Origin of the sequence: Janthinobacterium sp. SUN073, assembly GCF_030397665.1 — a bacterium.
Classification (GTDB): domain Bacteria; phylum Pseudomonadota; class Gammaproteobacteria; order Burkholderiales; family Burkholderiaceae_D; genus Janthinobacterium.
Window position 1 is genome coordinate 65653 of the sequence record NZ_JAPUBT010000016.1, and the last position, 13463, is coordinate 79115.

The 13463-nt window shown below is 63.3% G+C and carries 12 protein-coding genes; 9 read left to right on the forward strand and 3 right to left on the reverse strand.

Annotated features, from left to right (window positions below; all coding sequences use genetic code 11):
• Positions 1-37 precede the first annotated feature (37 nt).
• Both O0882_RS27670 and O0882_RS27675 read right to left on the reverse strand, forming a co-directional pair.
• Complete coding sequence (locus O0882_RS27670; RefSeq protein WP_289953232.1) at positions 38-835, reverse strand: DUF1365 domain-containing protein; 798 nt, start codon at positions 833-835, stop codon at positions 38-40.
• Positions 825-2135: an FAD-dependent oxidoreductase gene (locus O0882_RS27675; RefSeq protein WP_289953234.1), complete on the reverse strand. Its 1311-nt coding sequence runs from the start codon at positions 2133-2135 to the stop codon at positions 825-827. The genes O0882_RS27670 and O0882_RS27675 overlap by 11 nt, the downstream gene beginning before the upstream one ends.
• Positions 2136-2336: 201 nt before the next feature.
• Between O0882_RS27675 and O0882_RS27680 the strand changes: the two genes are divergently transcribed.
• The 5 genes from O0882_RS27680 (at position 2337) to rpoH (ending at position 7490) form a co-directional block, all read left to right on the forward strand.
• Positions 2337-3287 carry a MerR family transcriptional regulator gene (locus O0882_RS27680; protein ID WP_289953236.1) on the forward strand — a complete coding sequence of 317 codons (951 nt, stop codon included), beginning with the start codon at positions 2337-2339 and terminating at the stop codon, positions 3285-3287.
• A 164-nt stretch (positions 3288-3451) separates the two neighbouring features.
• Entirely contained in the window at positions 3452-4510 is a 1059-nt protein-coding gene (ftsY, locus tag O0882_RS27685; RefSeq protein WP_289953237.1) for a signal recognition particle-docking protein FtsY, read from the forward strand.
• 8 nt (positions 4511-4518) lie between these two features.
• Positions 4519-5262: an ATP-binding cassette domain-containing protein gene (locus O0882_RS27690; protein ID WP_289953239.1), complete on the forward strand. Its 744-nt coding sequence runs from the start codon at positions 4519-4521 to the stop codon at positions 5260-5262.
• A complete protein-coding gene (ftsX, locus tag O0882_RS27695; RefSeq protein ID WP_289953242.1) occupies positions 5259-6179 on the forward strand; it encodes a permease-like cell division protein FtsX in 921 nt (306 codons plus the stop codon). The genes O0882_RS27690 and ftsX overlap by 4 nt, the downstream gene beginning before the upstream one ends.
• Positions 6180-6590: 411 nt before the next feature.
• Positions 6591-7490, forward strand: coding sequence for an RNA polymerase sigma factor RpoH (gene rpoH, locus O0882_RS27700; protein ID WP_170840566.1), 900 nt, complete (start codon positions 6591-6593; stop codon positions 7488-7490).
• A gap of 89 nt (positions 7491-7579) precedes the next feature.
• Here rpoH and O0882_RS27705 read toward each other — a convergent pair whose 3' ends face one another.
• On the reverse strand, positions 7580-7846 hold the full coding sequence (locus tag O0882_RS27705) for a hypothetical protein (protein ID WP_071079406.1): 267 nt from the start codon (positions 7844-7846) through the stop codon (positions 7580-7582).
• 178 nt (positions 7847-8024) lie between these two features.
• Here O0882_RS27705 and O0882_RS27710 point away from each other — a divergent pair, with 178 nt between their 5' ends.
• The 4 genes from O0882_RS27710 to O0882_RS27725 all read left to right on the forward strand — a co-directional run bounded on the left by O0882_RS27710 (position 8025) and on the right by O0882_RS27725 (position 13338).
• Positions 8025-8480, forward strand: coding sequence for a hypothetical protein (locus O0882_RS27710; RefSeq protein WP_289953244.1), 456 nt, complete (start codon positions 8025-8027; stop codon positions 8478-8480).
• 62 nt (positions 8481-8542) lie between these two features.
• Positions 8543-9274 carry an ABC transporter ATP-binding protein gene (locus O0882_RS27715; RefSeq protein ID WP_289953245.1) on the forward strand — a complete coding sequence of 244 codons (732 nt, stop codon included), beginning with the start codon at positions 8543-8545 and terminating at the stop codon, positions 9272-9274.
• A complete protein-coding gene (locus O0882_RS27720; RefSeq protein ID WP_289953246.1) occupies positions 9271-11613 on the forward strand; it encodes a type II CAAX endopeptidase family protein in 2343 nt (780 codons plus the stop codon). Before O0882_RS27715 ends, O0882_RS27720 begins: the two co-directional genes overlap by 4 nt.
• A 72-nt stretch (positions 11614-11685) precedes the next feature.
• On the forward strand, positions 11686-13338 hold the full coding sequence (locus tag O0882_RS27725; RefSeq protein ID WP_289953248.1) for a patatin-like phospholipase family protein: 1653 nt from the start codon (positions 11686-11688) through the stop codon (positions 13336-13338).
• Positions 13339-13463: the final 125 nt, after the last annotated feature.

Genomic DNA, 13463 nt, shown 5'->3' on the forward strand with positions numbered 1-13463 from the left:
CTGCGCGCCTGCAGGCCGGTCGGCAGGGAATCGGAGCTCATCGTGACACCTTTTCTTGTGGAGGGTGGGGTTTGCTGAAAAACGGCACGCGGCGCAGCCACAGGCGCAAGGCTTGCCAATGGATGCGCGCCATCACGCCAAACGTCATCAGGGGATAGCGCAGCAGGGCCCAGGCAATGGCGCCATCGCGCAGCGGCTGCGCCGTACCGGACAAGCTGGTCTGCAAAATCGGACCGTCGAGGTCGTCATAATCGACGCGGGCCAGGTGGCGCTCGCCATCCTTGTCGTCGTTGCGCAGGAAACGGAAACGGTACTGTCCTTCCACCTTGCAAAACGGCGACACATGGAAAATCTTCTTGGCACGCAACTCGCTGCCATACGCGATGGCGCCGCCCTGCTCGAGCAAGTACAGATGGCGCTCGCCAAAGGTATTGCGCACATCGCAGAGCACGGCGCGCAGCACGCCATCCGGGCGGTGGCAAAACCAGAAGCTGATGGGGTTAAAGACATAGCCAAACATGCGCGGCATGGTTTGCAGCCAGATTTCGCCACCCGCGTCCAACACGCCATGCTGGTGCAGCAAGCCGTCGATCCACTCCAGCAGCGGTGTCGTGCCATCGCCGTGGTCGCTGTCGCGGAAGGCCAGCAGATTGGCGCCGTTGCGCGACATCAGGCGGGCGGCGAAATCCTGCGCGCCCATGCTGCGCAAGGGCAGGCGCAGATAAAACATGCCGTAACTGAACGCATGCGCGCGCGGGCGCAGCCGCGCATGGCGGACCCGTCCCAGGCACAGCAGGGGCTGCGGCGGCACGGGCGGCGAGAAATCACGCGGCATGGCCGAGCTCCGCCGACGCCATGCCGTTCAGCGCTTGCGCCACGGCCAGGCCCGACTTCAAGCCGTCTTCATGGAAACCATAGCCCGTCCAGGCGCCCGCGAACCACGTGTGCTGCGCGCCCTGGAAACCGGCCAGGCGCGCCTGGGCGGCAATGGCCGCGCCATCGAACACGGGATGCGCGTAGGAAAACTCGTCGAGGATGCTTGCCGGATCGGGTTCGTCGAGCGGATTGAGCGAGACGATGACGGGCGTGGCAAAGGGCAAAGGCTGCAATTGGTTCAGCAAATAATGCACGCACACTTGCGGCGCCTCGCCTTCCGCAGCCGGCCGGCCCTGGTAATTCCAGGCCGACCAGGCACGGCGGCGCTGTGGCAGGCAGGACGCATCCGTATGCAGCACGGCGCGGTTCGGCTGGTAGCGCACGGCTTCGAGCACGCAGCGCTCGTCGTCGCGGATGTCCGCCAGCAAGGCCAGCGACTGGTCGCTATGGCAAGCGAGCACCACGTGATCGACATGCTCGACGCCGGTGGCCGTATGCAGCTCGACCATGCGCGCGCCGCCGTGCGGCTGGCGGCGCACGGCCAGCACGGGGCACGCCAGGCGCTGCTGCGGGATGCCGGCCAGCAGTTTTTCCACGTACACGCGCGAACCACCGCGCACCGTACGCCATTGCGGCCGGTCACTCACTTGCAGCAAGCCATGGTTGTGGCAGAAACGGATGAAGGTGGCCAAGGGAAAGGCCAGCATCTGGCGCGCCGGACACGACCAGATGCAGGCGGCCATCGGCAGCAAATACCAGTGGCGGAACTCATCGCCATAGCCGTGCAGGTCGAGAAACTCGCCCAGCGACAGGGCCGGCGCCGGCACGCTGGCCGTGGCCAGGGCACTGGCCTGACGGTTGAAGCGCAGAATGTCGCGCAGCATGCGCAAGAAGGCGGGGCGCAGCAGATTGCTGCGCTGGGTAAACACGGTATCGAAATTGGCGCCCGCCCATTCCAGCACGCGGGCACCGAAAGAGGTGCCCAAGGGCATTTTCACGGAAAACGACATATCGCTGTCGGCCGCCTCGACACCAAGTTCGTCAAACAGTTGCACCAGGTTCGGGTAGGTGGCATGGTTAAACACGAGAAAACCCGTGTCGACGCCATGCGTGACGCCATCGAGCGTGACGTCCACCGTATGGCTGTGGCCGCCAAAATAGTCCCCTGCCTCGTACAAGGTGACGTCCTGGCCCGCTTGCGCCAGGCGATAGGCACATGACAAACCGGCAATTCCTGCTCCGACGACGGCGATCTTCATGACTGTACCCGTTTCATGTTTGTCCTGGACAAATTAAGTTTTCTGCATAGTCAGTCAAATATTGATCTATGTCAATGAGGGCGCGAGCCGCTCACAAACTTATACGCAGGCAAGTTTCAATCGGATTCAGCTATTTGGTCCGGGGCGATGGAAGGCGTAAAATGCATCCCACGTTCTTTTGGCATGCGAGCAAGCCCCTGTATGGATACTGATTTGCAACCGCTGCATCCCCCTTCCGCCTTCAGCATCAGCGATGTCGAGCGCGATACGGGGCTGGCCAAGGAAACCTTGCGTGTCTGGGAGCGCCGCTACGCCTTTCCCCAGCCCCAGCGCGATGCCTTTGGCGAGCGCAGCTACCCGGCCGAGCAAGTGCAGAAGTTGCGCATGGTCAAGCGCCTGCTGGACCTCGGATTTCGTCCGGGCAAAATCATGCAACACAGCACCTTGCAACTGCAGCAGCTGGCCAGCGCCGGCAGTGCGGCGCCATCCACGCCGCCCCCCCAGCTCGAACACTACCTGGCCCTGTGCCGTGGCCACCAGATGGCGGAATTGGGCGACGCCCTGCGCCAGGCGCTGGCCGTGCTGGGTTTGAAAGCGTTCACCATCGACGTCATCGCGCCCCTGACGGGCCTGGTCGGCGAAGCGTGGGCCTGCGGCGACCTGGCCGTGTATGAAGAGCATCTGTATAGCGAAACCTTGCAAACGGTGATGCGCCATGCCATTTTTTCCCTGCCACAAGCGAGCAGCCCGTCCACGCGCACGCCGCGTATCGTCCTCAGTACCTTGCCGCAGGAGCGGCATGGCCTGGGGCTGCTGATGGCCGAGGCGCTGTGCGCGGCGGCCGGCGCCCATTGCATGTCGCTGGGGGTGGAAACGCCGCTGGCGGACATCGTCGCGGCCGCCCGCGCGCAGCGGGCCGACATCGTGGCGCTGTCGTTTTCCAGCGCCAGCAAGCAACGGCAGACGCGCGACAGCCTGCAGCAGTTGCATGCAAGCTTGCCGCCAGACATCGAGTTGTGGGCTGGCGGACGCAGTCCCGTGCTGAGCAGGCAGCCGCCGGCGTTCCTGCATGTGCTGGACTTGCGGCAAGTCGAGGAAAGCATCGCCGACTGGCGCCGCCGCCATCAGGCGCTGGCCCTGCAAACCCACTGATCCGGCTGGAAAGCGCGGCAACTGCGGCGATCTCCGTGGATAGCCGCGCAATGTTGCCAATCGAACAGTAAAGCATGAAGGGCCGGGCGCGCTCTGGTAGAATAGCCCGTAACACAGTGTCCGGCGCCGCCGGGCCTTAGGTCAGCACCCGCCACCACACATCCATGTTTAGTTTCTTCAAGAAAAAACCCACCGCTCCCGAGGCTGCGCCAGCCGAGCCTCTCGTCCTTCCCGCCGCCACGCCGCCTGCCCCGCAGCCTGCCCCCACGCCCCTGAGCGGCGCACCGGCCGAGCTCGTGCCCGTCATCGTGGCCGCCGAACCCGAGAAAAAATCGTGGATGACGCGCCTGAAGGCGGGCCTGTCGAAAACCTCGAACACCCTATCCGTGCTGTTCGTCGGCGCGAAGATCGACGACGCCCTGTACGAAGAGCTGGAAGCGGCGCTGCTGATGTCCGACGCCGGCATCGACGCCACCGAATTCCTGCTCACGGAATTGAAGAAAAAGGTCAAGGAAGACAAGCTGCTCGACGCCGCCGCCGTCAAGGCCGCACTGAAAGTGCTGCTGATCGACTTGCTCTCGCCGCTGGAAAAGCGCTTCGAGCTGGGCCGTCACAAGCCGCTGGTGATGATGATTTCCGGCGTGAATGGCGCCGGCAAGACCACCACCATCGGCAAGCTCGCCAAGCACATGCAGTCGAATAAGCAGTCCGTGCTGCTGGCGGCGGGCGACACCTTCCGCGCCGCCGCGCGCGAGCAGCTGATGGTCTGGGGCGAGCGCAACAACGTCACCGTCATCTCGCAGGAATCGGGCGACCCGGCCGCCGTGGCCTACGACTCCGTGCAATCGGCAAAGGCGCGCGGCATCGACGTGGTGATGGTCGACACGGCGGGCCGCTTGCCGACGCAGTTGCACCTGATGGAAGAATTGAAGAAAATCAAGCGCGTGATCGGCAAGGGCATGGAAGGCGCGCCGCATGAAACCCTGCTCGTCATCGACGGCAACACGGGCCAGAATGCCCTCACACAAGTGAAGGCCTTCGACGATGCATTGCAACTGAGCGGCCTGGTGATCACCAAGCTCGATGGCACCGCCAAGGGCGGCGTGCTGGCGGCGATTGCCCGCGTACGCCCCGTACCCGTGTATTTCATCGGCATCGGTGAGAAAATTGAAGACTTGCAGCCTTTCGTGGCTGCCGAATTTGTCGAAGCGCTGCTCGGATAAGCCCATACATGATTGAATTTCAGCACGTCTCCAAGCAATACTCCCCCGATGCCGTGGCCCTCAGCGACATTTCGCTGAGCATTGCCAAAGGCGAGCTGGTCTTTTTGGCCGGCCCGTCCGGCGCCGGCAAGTCCACCCTGCTGAAAATGATCGCCGCCATGGAACGCCCCAGCTCGGGCAAGCTGATCGTCAATGGCCAGGACATGGCGAAGATCAAACCGGCCGGCGTGCCCTTTCTGCGCCGCAACATGGGCCTGATCTTCCAGCAACAAAAATTGCTCAACGACCGCTCCATCCTGGCCAACGTCATGCTGCCGCTGCTCGTCGTCGGTGCGCATAAAGTTGCCGCGGAGCAGCGCGCGCGCGCCGCCCTCGACAAAGTCGGGCTGCTGGACCGCGCCATGGCGCGCCCGCTGTCGCTGTCGGGCGGGGAACAGCAGCGCGTCTCCATCGCGCGCGCCATCGTCAACCGGCCGCAGATCATCCTGGCCGACGAACCGACGGCCAACCTGGACCGCGCCAGCGCCAACAAAGTGCTCGACGCCCTGAAAGCGTTTCACTCGGTGGGCGTGACCTGCCTCATTTCCAGCCATGACGAACAGATGCTCGACGCCGCCGCCCGCGTGATCCACCTGAAAAACGGCCAATTAGTCGCCATCGACAAGGCCACGCAGGCGCCCGTCTTCGCGCCGCCCGATCCCGATTTTGCGCCCTCCCCCGGCCCCGACGATGTGCAGGGAGAACAGGCATGAGAGGCTGGTTCCGTCAACACCGCTTCGCGCTGGGTTCGGCGCTGATCCATTTGCGCAAGTCGCCAGGCGGCTTCCTGTTGAACGTGCTCGTCGTCGCCATCGCCCTGTCGCTGCCGTTCGCGGGCTTGACCATGCTCGACAATGTGCGCCCCATGTCGGAACAGATGTCGGTCGACCCGGAAATCAGCGTTTTCCTGAAGATCGACACGCCGCGCGAGCAAGCCGTGGCCCTGGCCAGTTCCATGCGCAAGATCGTCGGCGCACAAAAGGCGAAGATCGTCTTCATCCCGCGCGAACAGGCGCTCGATACCCTGAAGAACAAGAACGGCCTGGCCGACGTGCTCAGCACCCTGGGCGACAATCCCCTGCCCGACAGTTATGTGCTGAAACTCGATGCCTTCAGCAGCGCCAGCGAAGCGCAGGACGTCGATGCGGTGGCGGAACAGCTGCGCCACCTGCCAGGCGTGGAATCGGCGCAAGTCGATTCGGCCTGGGTCAAGCGCCTGGCGGCTCTGCTGGGCGTGCTGCGCCTGGTGCTGCTGCTGCTGGCCATTACCCTGGGCGTAGCCGTCATCGCCGTGGTCTTCAATACCATCCGCCTGCAAGTGATGCAGCAGCGTGATGAAATCAGCATCTCGAAATTGATCGGCGCCACGGACACCTTCATCCACCGCCCCTTCTATTACACGGGCGCCCTGCTGGGCCTGTGCGCCGGTGCGCTGGCCCTGGGTGCCGTGGCGCTGGCCTTGCAACCGCTCAATACCGCGATTGCCGAGTTTGCCCGCCTGTATGCGTCCGAATTCCAGCTGGTGCCGCTGGCGCCGCTGCCGATGGCCGGCTTGCTGGCCGTCAGCGCCGGCCTGGGCCTGATCGGCGCCTTCCTCTGCGTGCAGCGCCACCTGGCGCGCCTGAACTGACCTTTCCTCCCTCCCATGGCGGCGCCCCAGGTGCCGCCATGCGTCCCCACAATGCTGTTATCTTGATATTTAGCAAGTATTCTTAAGGTTCGCTTCAGCCAGAGGCCGTAGACTGGCTACGTTGTCGTGAAGCGGCCTGCAGCGCTGTTCAGATCACCGTTCACACACATTTATCAAGCATTCATTCGCCATAGCATTTAGGCTATCAGGACGATTAAATGTGCTGATTGGCACTCTCAAGCAGAGAGTGCTAATATAGGGACATACCAACAGCAGAACCGCCATGGACGCCAGATGAAGATGGTGCCGCGATCTGCAACTGCAAGACCGCATACGCAAAACGAACAGACTATCGGGCCACGTCGCGTGACATGGCCAACTGGAACAAAGCAAGACTACGAGGGAGAAAACATGACTATGATGTCCGCAACATCCGCATTGGTTCCGACCAAAAGTAATGCGCTGGGCCTCGGGTTCACTGGCAATCTGGGCAATATTGACGCCTATATCTCGGCCGTGAACCGCCTGCCCATGTTGACCCACGATGAAGAAATTTCGCTGGCAACACGCCTGCGCGAAAAAAATGACCTGGCCGCCGCGCAAGAACTGGTGCTGTCGCACCTGCGCCTGGTGGTCTCGATTGCCCGCGGCTACCTGGGCTATGGCTTGCCGCACGCCGACCTGATTCAGGAAGGCAATATCGGCTTGATGAAAGCCGTGAAACGTTTCGATCCGGATCAGGGCGTGCGCCTGGTATCGTATGCCATGCACTGGGTGAAAGCCGAGATGCACGAGTACATCCTGAAAAACTGGCGCCTGGTCAAGGTCGCCACGACGAAGGCGCAGCGCAAGCTGTTCTTCAACCTGCGCAGCCACAAGACGGGCCTCGATGCGATGACGCCGAAGCAGATCGATGCGCTGGCCAAGCTGCTCGACGTGAAACGCGAAGAAGTGATCGAAATGGAAACGCGCTTGAGCGGCCGCGACATCGCCCTGGAATCGCCGACCGATGATGAAGACGACAAGTTTTCGCCGATCGCCTACCTGTCGTCGGAGCAAAGCGAACCGACCAAGGTGCTGGAAGCGGAACAAGTGACGCGTCTGCAATCGGAAGGCCTGGAAACGGCCTTGAGCAAGCTCGACGCCCGTTCGCGCCGCATCATCGAAGCGCGCTGGCTGGCCAACGACGACGGTTCCGGCGCCACCCTGCACGCTTTGGCAGAAGAGTTCGGCGTATCGGCCGAACGCATCCGCCAGATCGAAGTGGCGGCGCTGAAAAAAATGAAGGGGGCGCTGGCCGCCTGGGTGTAAGCACAAGCAATGTCGCAATGCAAAAGGCGCCGCAAGGCGCCTTTTAGTTTTACAAATGATATTTATCAACAGATAAACATTGTCAGCCTTTATGCTGCAGCCAAGCCCTTGGTGATCAGCTCGGCGACCAATTCATTCAGATCCGCATCGCGCTCCTTGGCCAGGGTCTGCAATTGCAACACCAGATCGCTGTTCAGCTTGACGGCGAATGGCACCAGGCCCAGGGCCTGATCGCGCTTGCGCTGCTCGCGGCGGTCGACGACCACCGCTTCCTTACCGAATGCACCGGCGCCGGGAACATTCATCTTTCCCATCAGTTTCTTGGCATCGCTTTTCGCCAGGGCAGTTTTTTTCATGGTTGTTTCCTGATTTTCAAAACAGCCATTCTACGCAGTAATCGGCGCGCCGCGTGGCCGGCGCATCAATTCATCGGCAGCGCGCCAATAGTGCGCCAAAAAAATATCATTTTGCTACCATCATTTTATCCCACGTGTGAACGAGCACACCCGGGACGTTCCACCTGAAAGGAAAAACATGTCTACTCTGAACCGCTCTTGTCGTACCTTGCTGCTGCCCCTGCTCATCGCCTGCCTGGCCGTGCTGGCTGGCTGCGGCGCGGCCGGCAGCGCCGGCGACGCGGAAAACACGCCGCGCAGCGTCACCCACGTGCTCTCGCCGGGCGAACAGGTCGCCATCACGGCCACCGACACCCTGAAACTGGAGCGTGTCAACGACAGCCGCTGCCGCAAGGGCGCCGTATGCGTGTGGAAAGGCTATGTCAGCTACAGCTTCAGTTTGCTCAACAGCGCGGGCGCCACCGACATCGTCCTGTCCGACTCCATGCCCGGCGCCGCCAGTTCCGTCAGCGTCAACCATTTGACGTTCACCCTGCTCGACGTCGACCCGGCCACGCCGCCAGCCCTCAACGCGGCCGCGCCCACCTACCGGGTCAAGGTCAAGATTACGCAGGGCGCGCTGGAACGCCCATAAATCGACCAGACCCGGGGGTACGCTATCATCTTGCCATCGTTAATATTATTGCAGGACGCACGATGATCGTATTCCAGGGTTTGTCCAAACGCTACGGCACCTTCGACGCCGTCCACCCGCTCACCTTGCAGGTGGGAAAGGGAGAGGTCTTCGGCTTCCTGGGGCCGAATGGCGCCGGCAAGACCACCACCATCCGCATGCTGATGGGCATCCTGGTTCCCAGCAGCGGCCGCGTGCTGGTCGATGGCCTCGATTGCCACCGCGATGGCGCCGCCGTCAAGCGCAAGGTGGGCTACCTGCCCGACAACCCCATCTTTTACGATTATTTGCGGGGCCGCGAAATCCTGCAATTCGTCGCCGAAATGCATGGTTTTTCGCGCGCGGAAGCGGCCGACCGCGCCGCGCGTCTGTTGACGGAATTCGGCCTGGACGAAGCGGGCGAGGATTTCGCCGTCAATTACTCGCTGGGCATGAAGAAAAGACTGGGCCTGGCCTGCGCGCTGATTCACGATCCGGCCGTGCTGATCCTTGATGAACCGATCAACGGCCTGGACCCGCGTGCCTCGCGCGAGGTACAGGAACGGCTGCTGCGCATCGCCGCCGCCGGCACCACCATCTTCGTTTCCACGCATTTGCTCGACATGGCGCAAAAGCTGTGCAGCCGCGTGGCCATCATCCACCGCGGCGCGCTGGCGGCCACGGGCAGCCTGGACGAGATTCGCCGGCAGCTGTCCAGCGACGGCAGCCTGGAAGAACTCTTCCTGCAGCTTACCGATGAAACGGCCACCGCATGACGCCGGCGCGGCTCACCGCCTGGCGCGCCATCTGGCTGCTGACCCGCTTGCGCCTGCAGCGCCTGCTCAACGTCAGCGGCCGCGGACTGGCCTTCAAGAAGCCCCCGCAGGGCCGCCCCGCCACGCCGGGCAAGAAACGGGGCCGCTGGCTGATAGGCGTGCTGCTGTTCCTGCCCATGCTGTTTTCCTTCGGCACTATGGCGCGCCATGGCGTGCTCAACATGCATTGCCTGCTCGACCAGGTGGCCGCCTGCCAGGCGCAAGGCAGCATGCAGGCGGGCGAACGCCTGCTGGCACCCGTCATCGCCGAATTGATCGGGCACCCGTTCAGCACGGCACTGGCAGGCGGCCTGACCCTGCAATTGATGCTGCTGTGGCTGGTCAGCGTGTTGTTGCCGCTAGGCATGGGCGAGCTGTCGAAACCGGACTGGGACCTGGAATGGCTGGTCACCTTGCCGGTCGACAAAGCCACGCTGCTGTGGGCGCGGGTGCTCGAACGCACGGTCGTCAATCCGGCCGGCCTGCTGGCCTTATGGCCCAGCACCACCATGATCGCCTGGTATTCGGGCCAGGGCTGGTTTTCTCCGCTGTCCGGGCTGGCTGCCAGCCTGCTCCTGCTGGCCCTGGCCGCCATGCTGCGCACACTGGTCGATACGGGCTTGCGCCTGTCGCTCAGTCCGGCCCGACTGGGCAACCTGCAGGCACTGCTCTCGGTGGCCGGGGTATTTCCCATGTATATGGGCATGTCCTTCGGCATGGGCGCGGGCGGCTTTGCCCATGGCTGGGCCGCGGCCATGCCCGCCTGGAGCAGCTGGACGCCGCCCGGCCTGCTGGTGCGCGTGCTCAATGCCGCCAGCCTGGCGGCCGCGCTGTTGCCGGCCTGCCTGCTGCTGGCGCAAGTGCTGCTGTTGATGTGGCTGGGCATGGCGATGCTGCGCCGCCAGTTGCGCCACGGCGTCGTGGGCGCGGGCCAGCGCGAAGCCAGCCGCAAGCGTTCCCCGGCGACGCTGCCCGCTGGCCGGTGGCGCGCCCGCATCGGCACGGTGATCCAGCGCCGCGAATTGACCCTGCTGATGCGCGACCGTAATTTCATGGTGCAAACGCTGCTGATGCCGCTGCTGATCCTCGGCGGCCAGGCTCTTTTTTCGGGCCAGGCGCGCGACATGCACGCGCTGCTGGCCAGCCCCGCCCTGCTGGCATCGACCGGCTTTTTCCTCGGCAGCTATGTGCTGATGATGTCGGCCTTCCAGACCCTGAACAAGGAAGGCGGCGCGCTGTGGCTGCTGTACACGTTTCCCGTGTCCGTTGAGCTGGCGCTGCGGCAAAAGGCGCAATTGTGGGCCGTGCTGGCCCTGCTGTATCCCCTCATCCTGTTTGGTGCGGCGCTGGCCTCGCTGCCCGCATGGCGCTGGGACATGGCGGGACTGATGCTGCTGGCCCTGGCCGGCATTCCCCTGTACTCGATGATCGCCGTGGCGCTGGGGGTGTTTGCCAGCGATCCGCTGGCCAGCGAAGCGACAGCGAAGATACGTCCCACCTATATGTACCTGTATTTGCTGCTGACTGGCTTGTACCTCGCCGCGCTGGCGGCCGGCAGCGTGGCTCAGCAACTGGTGTTTGTCGTGCTGACGGTGGCGCTGGCCCTGGCACTGTGGCAAAAGGCACGCGACGAGCTGCCCTACCTGCTCGATCCGGCCGCCTCGCCGCCTGCCAGGGTTTCGGCCTCGGATGGCTTGATCGCAGCCATGCTGTTTTTTATCCTGCAGACACTGGCCTTGCTCCTGCTCAAGGACGCGGCCGGTGCAACGCTGGCGCACGTGGCCATCGCCTTCGGCGCGGCCGGCGCGCTTACGTATGTGCTGGTGCGTCTCGTCTACTGGCGCAGCAAGACGGCAGGCGTGCCGCGCATCGGGCCTGGCCGGCAAGCGTGGCGCCGGGGCGCGGCAGGCGCGCTGCTGGCGGCCCCCTTCGGCATCGGCTACCTGGCCATCGTGCAAGCCAACGGCTGGTCACCCGCGCACGCGCCGCTGCCAACCGGGGCGGGCTGGGACGGAGTCTGGCTGGCAGGACTGACCCTGCTGGCCGCGCCCCTGTGCGAGGAATTCATTTTCCGGGGCCTGATCCAGGGTGGCCTGCGCCGCTCGCTGCCCGCCTGGCAGGCGATCGGCATCGGCGCGGCCATCTTTGCCATCGTGCATCCGCCTGTCTCGATGCTGCCCGTCTTCGTGCTGGGCCTGTGCGCGGGCGCAGCCTATGAACGCAGCCGTTCGCTGCTGGCGCCCATGCTGGCGCACGCCGGCTACAACGCGGCCATCCTCGCGGTGCAACTCTATGCATGAGCACGGGCAAGTTTGTTAGAATCGCACACGTTTCCGTCCGTATCCCAACCCCTGACTACGCACAGATCCCACATGCATCCACGCTTGTTCGTCCCATTTATCCTCGTCGCGCTGCTGAGCGGCTGCACGGTACTCGCCCTGCGCCCCAACAGCGGCGTCGAAAACCGCACGTTTGCCGTGCAGGAAGCACCTCGCCTGCGCATCGACGCGCCCAAGGCGCGCATCCAGAAGCCCCTGCCCAGCGACCACTTCATCGGCATCGCCCTGTCCGGCGGCGGCAGCCGCGCCGCCAATTTCTCGGCCGCCTCGCTGGAGCAGCTGGAAGAGTTTGGTCTCGTCAGCGGCGCCTCGGCCATCTCCGGCGTCTCGGGCGGCGCCATCGCGGGCGGCTACTATGCGCTGCATGGCAAGCAGACGGACTGGCCCTTGCTGCGCAGCAAACTGAAAACGGATTTCTTCGGCCAGACCATCTTGAAACCGGCCAACCTGACAACGATGTTGTTGACGAACAAGACACGCACCTCGTTCCTGTCCGACGTATTTGACGATGTGCTGTACGACAAGAAAACCTACCAGGACTTGCCGCACGATGGCCCCATCTTCCTGGCCAACGCGACGGACGCCACCGATGGTGGCAAGCGCGTGGTGTTTTCCTATGAATATTTTTACGGCACCCTGCATTCGCCGATCCAGGATATCCGCCTGGCCACGGCCGTGGCCACCTCGGCCGCCTTTCCTGGCGTGTTCGATTCCGTCACCTTCGAGCGTTTCCGCCCGAAAAACAGTTTCGTACCGGAACTCGGTTCCGAATCGCGCGAATCGCCGTCCTACGTGCACCTGTTCGACGGCGGCGCAGCCGACAACCTGGGCGTGGAAACCCTGTGGGACGTGGCCCTGACGCAGCTGTACGGCAACGACATGGCTGTCGTGCCGCCGCGTCTGAACAGCAAGCCCTTCATCCTCATTGCCATCGATGCCAACGCGCCCAATTCCAGCGCCGTCTTTGAAAAAATGTCGGACGAGCGCCAGCCGCTGGACCGCATCTTCAACAAGAATATCTACGATGCCGTCGATGCCCTGTTTTCGCGCCAGCGCAAGGAAAACCTCGTCAAGATGGGCTTTGGGCAAGCCCGCTTCGATACCATCACGCATGAAAACTTTGGCGACCTGAGCCAGAAATTCGTCAAGGGCAAGCGCACTTCGGCCTTTGCCATTCCCGTGCTGTGCCGGCCCCATCTGGGCCAGTACCGCTGCGAAGTCGATGCGGCCGATCCCCTGCCGGGCCAGATCCGCACCCGGCTGGAAGGCTTTGCCTGGCATATTTCCATCGACCAGATCGCCTCGCTGGCGCTGCGCCTGTCCAGCGGCGATGCGCAAGTCGATATTGCGCGCAAGGAAGAGCGCGCCGCCCTCGTCAAGCTGCAACGCCTGGCGACGCAGACGAAAACCCATCTGAAGCTGACGGGCCCGGAAAATTGCAGCCCGGACGTCTTGCAATCGGCCCTGTACAGCGCCGCGCGCGTGCTGATCCTCGACGACGAGGAGTCGCGCTTCGCCCTGTGCGACTACATGCTGGCGGGCCAGCTGATCAATGACGACACCGTCTGCAAGCAGCGCTACGTGCACGCCGTGCCCCGCTTCGCCATCGAAAGCGAAGACTTGCAGTACCGTAACCTGAGTTCGGACGGCAATTCCGTGAACGTGCCGATACGCTGCAAGAAGTGAGCGTGTCCAGTCCTAAAATAGGTTGACAGTATTTATTGCTGCGCAAACGCCCGATGCACCGCATCGGGCGTTTTGTACTTCAAGGCCATATGTGGTCGTTCCTGGTTGTATATCCGCACCGATTG

Bases quoted from the DNA above. Each gene is read 5' to 3' on its own strand.
- O0882_RS27670 (WP_289953232.1), bottom strand. From the start codon at position 835: ATGCCGCGTGATTTCTCGCCGCCCGTGCCGCCGCAGCCCCTGCTGTGC.
- O0882_RS27675 (WP_289953234.1), bottom strand. From the start codon at position 2,135: ATGAAGATCGCCGTCGTCGGAGCAGGAATTGCCGGTTTGTCATGTGCC.
- O0882_RS27680 (WP_289953236.1), top strand. From the start codon at position 2,337: ATGGATACTGATTTGCAACCGCTGCATCCCCCTTCCGCCTTCAGCATC.
- ftsY (WP_289953237.1), top strand. From the start codon at position 3,452: ATGTTTAGTTTCTTCAAGAAAAAACCCACCGCTCCCGAGGCTGCGCCA.
- O0882_RS27690 (WP_289953239.1), top strand. From the start codon at position 4,519: ATGATTGAATTTCAGCACGTCTCCAAGCAATACTCCCCCGATGCCGTG.
- ftsX (WP_289953242.1), top strand. From the start codon at position 5,259: ATGAGAGGCTGGTTCCGTCAACACCGCTTCGCGCTGGGTTCGGCGCTG.
- rpoH (WP_170840566.1), top strand. From the start codon at position 6,591: ATGACTATGATGTCCGCAACATCCGCATTGGTTCCGACCAAAAGTAAT.
- O0882_RS27705 (WP_071079406.1), bottom strand. From the start codon at position 7,846: ATGAAAAAAACTGCCCTGGCGAAAAGCGATGCCAAGAAACTGATGGGA.
- O0882_RS27710 (WP_289953244.1), top strand. From the start codon at position 8,025: ATGTCTACTCTGAACCGCTCTTGTCGTACCTTGCTGCTGCCCCTGCTC.
- O0882_RS27715 (WP_289953245.1), top strand. From the start codon at position 8,543: ATGATCGTATTCCAGGGTTTGTCCAAACGCTACGGCACCTTCGACGCC.
- O0882_RS27720 (WP_289953246.1), top strand. From the start codon at position 9,271: ATGACGCCGGCGCGGCTCACCGCCTGGCGCGCCATCTGGCTGCTGACC.
- O0882_RS27725 (WP_289953248.1), top strand. From the start codon at position 11,686: ATGCATCCACGCTTGTTCGTCCCATTTATCCTCGTCGCGCTGCTGAGC.